This window comes from Streptomyces sp. NPDC005266, assembly GCF_040607655.1.
GTDB lineage: Bacteria > Actinomycetota > Actinomycetes > Streptomycetales > Streptomycetaceae > Streptomyces.
In genome coordinates, this window is the sequence record NZ_JBEXHC010000052.1 from 1 (window position 1) to 4,541 (window position 4,541).

At 72.0% G+C, this 4,541-nt stretch carries 2 protein-coding genes; both read left to right on the forward strand.

Going from position 1 to position 4,541, the window contains the following annotated elements:
* Positions 1–2,232, forward strand: a 2,232-nt coding sequence (locus ABZU99_RS34775) for a condensation domain-containing protein (RefSeq protein ID WP_356050502.1), incomplete at its 5' end; no start/stop codon positions are given.
* A gap of 5 nt (positions 2,233–2,237) precedes the next feature.
* On the forward strand, positions 2,238–4,541 hold a 2,304-nt coding region (locus tag ABZU99_RS34780; RefSeq protein WP_356050503.1), incomplete at its 3' end, for a condensation domain-containing protein.

Consider the following 4,541-nt stretch of genomic DNA (forward strand, 5'->3'; position numbering starts at 1 on the left):
GGCTACGTCCGGCGCCCCGGCCTGACGTCCGAGCGGTTCGTGGCCGCGCCGTTCGGCGGCTCGGGTGAGCGGATGTATCGCACGGGTGACCTGGCGCGCTGGTCTGCCGAGGGTCAGTTGGTGTTCGCGGGCCGTGCTGACGATCAGGTGAAGATCCGTGGTTTCCGGATCGAGCCGGGTGAGGTCGAGGCGGTGCTGGCGGCGCATGAGAGCGTCGGCCAGGTCGCCGTCGTCGTACGGGAGGACCAGCCCGGAGCCAAGCGGCTGGTGGCGTATGTCGTCGCGGCGCAGGAAGGCGTGGACGTGGAGGCACTGGGGGAGTACGTGGCGGGCAAGGTGCCCGACTACATGGTCCCGTCGGCCATCCTGCTCCTGGACAGCCTGCCGGTGACGGTCAACGGCAAGCTGGACCGCGCCGCCCTGCCCGCACCGGAGTTCACCGGCGGCGCCGGCCGGGGCCCGCAGACCCCGGTGGAGGAACTCCTGTGCGGTCTGTTCCGTGAGGTGCTGGGCCTGGAGTGGGTGGGTGCCGAGGACTCGTTCTTCGAACTCGGCGGCGACTCGATCATGTCGATGCTGGTCGTCGCCCGCGCCCGTCGCGCCGGTGCGGTGATCACCGCCCGGCAGGTCTTCGAACACCGCACCCCCGCCGCACTGGCCCGGATCGCCGAGACCACCGGTGCCGAGGACGCCCCGGCCCAGCCCACGGTGCGGGACACGGGCGTCGGGCGGGCACCGCTGACACCCGTCATGCTCGACTTGGTGGACCGGGCGGGCCCGGACGCGCTGACGGGAGTGCTCTCCCAGTCGATGCTGGTGGAAACCCCCGCGGGAATGGACGAGGACCATCTGGTGGCGGCCGTGCAGACGCTGCTGGACCACCATGACGTCCTGCGCGCCCGGCTGGAACTCTCCGACGACCCACCCTGCCTGGTGGTGCCGGAGCCGGGAGCACCGGCCGCGGACCGGGTGGTCCGGGTCGACACGGCCGGACTGAGCTACGCGGAACTGGCCGAGCTGACGCAGGCCGAGGGGCGCCGTGCCGTGGAGCGGCTGGATCCGCGCGCGGGGGCGATGGTCCAGCTTGTGTGGTTCGACGCCGGGGCCGGGCGCCCGGGACGGCTGCTGTTGGTGGCCCACCACCTCGTGGTCGACGGCGTGTCGTGGCGCGTCCTCGTCCCGGACCTGGCCGCCGCGTACACGGCGGTGCGCGCGGGGCGCGAGCCCGACCTCGCGCGGGGGACGTCGTACCGTCGTTGGGCCGAGGCCCTTCAGGCCCAGGCGCGCAGCACGGAGCGCACCGCCGAGGTGCCGGCCTGGACGCGGCTGCTCGGCGGACCGAACCCGCTGCTCGGCAAGCGGGCGCTCGACCCGGCCGTCGACACGGTCGCCGGGGGCCTGCACCGGGCGGAGGTCAGGGTTCCGGTGGCGGTGACCACCGAACTGCTCAGCCGGGTGCCGGCGGCCTTCGAAGCCGGGGTGGAGGACGTGCTGCTGGCCGCATTGGCCGCCGCCGTTGGGGAATGGCGCCGCCGTCAGGGCCGCAACCTCGCGGGAGGTGTCCTGATCGAGGTGGAGAGCCATGGCCGTACCCCGCTCACCGACGACATGGACCTCACCGGCACGGTTGGCTGGTTCACCGGCTCCTACCCGGTGCGGCTCGACCCGGGCACCGGCGACTATGCGCGGATCCGCTCCGGTGGTCCGGCGGCCGGTGCTCTGATCCGGGGGATCAGGGACCAGTTGCGCGCGGTGCCCGGCGACGGGCTCGGCTTCGGGCTGCTGCGCCATCTCAACCCCGGGACGGCGGGGGCCCTGGCCGCGCTGCCGACCCCGCAGATCGGCTTCAACTACCTGGGCCGCTTCACCTCCGGGCCCCCGGCCGGGGCCGCCCGGGCCGAGGGGGCCTGGCAGCCCGTGGGTGACACGGTGCTGGGCGGTACGGCCGACGCCGACATGCCCGCATCCCATCTGCTGGAAGCCGGGGGGCTGGTCAGGGACCTGCCCGAGGGGCCCGAACTGACCGTGACCCTGGTCGGCCCGGTCGGCCCCGTCGATGAGAAGGCGGTCCGCGACCTGGCCGACGGCTGGGTCGCCATGCTCACCGGGCTTGCCACCCACGCCCCCGACGCCGACGCCGACCAACAGACACCATCCGATGTCCCGCTCGTCACGCTGACCCCGGGTCAGATTGAGGCGCTTCGAATCAAGCTTTCCGGCGAAAAGGAGTGACCACCGTGACCCAGGTGCGTATCGAAGATGTGTGGCCGCTCTCGCCGCTCCAGGAAGGGCTGCTCTTCCACGCCCAGTACGACGAGCAGGGCCGCGACGTCTACGTCGAGCAGTTCGTCACCGACCTGGCCGCCCCCTTGGACACCGCGGTGCTGCGGGCCGCGTGGGAGGCGCTGCTGGACCGGCACGCCAGCCTCCGCGCGAGCTTCCAGCAGCCCCCCGGGATGCAGCAGGTCGTCCAGGTGGTGACCGCGGGCGTGCCGCTGCCGTGGCGTGAGGTCGACCTGTCAGGGCTGCCCGCCGAGGAGGCCGCGGCCCGGGCCGTACGGCTGAAGGAGGAGGAGCACGAGCGCCGGTTCGACCTGGCGATACCGCCGCTGCTGCGGCTGCTGCTGCTGAAGACGGACGACACCCGCTATCAGCTGGTCATGACCATGCATCACATCCTGATGGACGGCTGGTCGCTGCCGGTGCTCTTCGGCGAGTTGTCGGACCTGTACGCGGCGCGCGGCGACGTGTCGACGCTGCCGCCGGTGACCCCGTACCGGGAGTACCTGGCCTGGCTGGGCCGCCAGGACAAGGACGCGGCCCGGGGGGCCTGGCGGAAGGCGCTGGCCGGGGTCGGGGAGCCCACCCTGGTGCGCCCAGCCGACCCCGGCGCCGAGCCGGCGCTGCCCCAGCATGCGACGGTGCCGGTCGACCCGGCGCTGACGCGGGCGCTGCGCGAGGTCGCCCGGGACCACGGCCTGACGCTGAACACCGTGGTGCAAGGGGTGTGGGGCGTGCTGATCGGCATGCTGACCGGCCGCACCGACGTGGTCTTCGGCGCCGTCGTCGCGGGTCGGCCCGCCGATCTGCCCGGTGTGGAGCGGATGCTGGGCCTGTTCATCAACACGGTGCCGGTGCGGGTGCGCCTCGACCCGTACCGCACGGTCGCCGAGCTGCTGACGGATCTCCAGGTGCAGCAGGCCGAACTCTTCGACCACCAGCACCTGGGCCTCACGGAGATCCAGCGGGTGGCCGGCTCCGGCGCGAGCTTCGACTCCCTCGTGGTCTACCAGAACTACCCCATGCCGGCCGAGGGCGGACTGGTTCCGGCCGACGGACTGCGGATCACCGGTTCGTCCAGCTCGGACACCGCCCACTACCCGCTGATCCTCGGCGTCGTCCCGGGCGACCGGATCGAGCTGCGCTTCGACTACCACTCCGACCTGTTCGACCCGGCGACCATCCGCGCGCTCGGGGACCGGCTGGTCCGGCTCCTGGAGCAGACGGCCGCCGACCCGGCGCTGCCGGTGGGCAGGCTCGACCTGCTCGACGCCGGTGAGCGGAGCACGGTCCTGGAGGGGTGGAATGACAACGCTCAGCCTCTGCCGGTCCGTACCCTGCCTGAGTTGTTCGCGGCGCAGGTGGTCCGTACGCCGGAGGCGGTGGCGGTGGCCGGTTCCGATGCGACGTTGACGTATGCGGAGCTGGATGCGCGGGCGGAGCGTGTGGCGCGGTGGTTGGTGGGTCGTGGGGTGGGTCGGGAGAGCCGGGTCGGTGTGGTGATGGACCGCTCGGCGGAGCTGGTGGTGGTTCTGCTGGGTGTGGTGAAGGCGGGGGCGGCTTATGTGCCGGTGGATCCGGGCTATCCGGCTGAGCGCATTGGTTTCATCCTGTCGGATGCCGCGCCGTCGCTGGTGCTGACCACCGTCGCGTATGCGGGGCGGGTGGCCGGGGCGGTGCACTGGGATGATCCGGCGGTGGCCGGTGAACTCGCGGCGGTGAACGGGCGAGTTGTGGTGGAGGTGTCGCCGGACAGTCTGGCGTATGTGATGTACACGTCGGGCTCGACGGGTGTGCCGAAGGGTGTGGCGGTCACTCATGGGAACGTTGCCGCTTTCGTTGCGGACCGTGCCTGGCGGGACGATGTCGTGGAGCGGGTGCTGGTGCAGGCCAACCATGCCTTTGACGCTTCGACGTATGAGCTGTGGGTGACGTTGGCGCGGGGTGGGCGGCTGGTGGTGTTGCCGCACGGCGAGAAGGATGCGGCCGTGCGTGGGCGTCTGATTGCCGAGCAGGGTGTGACCAATGTCCATGCGACGGCGGGGTTGTTCCGGGTGTTGGCGGAGGAGTCGCCGGAGATCTTCGCTGGCGTGCGGGAGGTGTCTACCGGCGGGGATGTGGTGTCCGCGTCGGCGATTCGGGCGCTGCTTGCGGCGCATCCTCAGTTGACCGTGCGTACGACGTACGGGCCGACCGAGACGACGGCGTTCACCACGCAGCTGGCGTTCGGGGCTGGGGATTCGGTGCCGGACAGTGTGCCG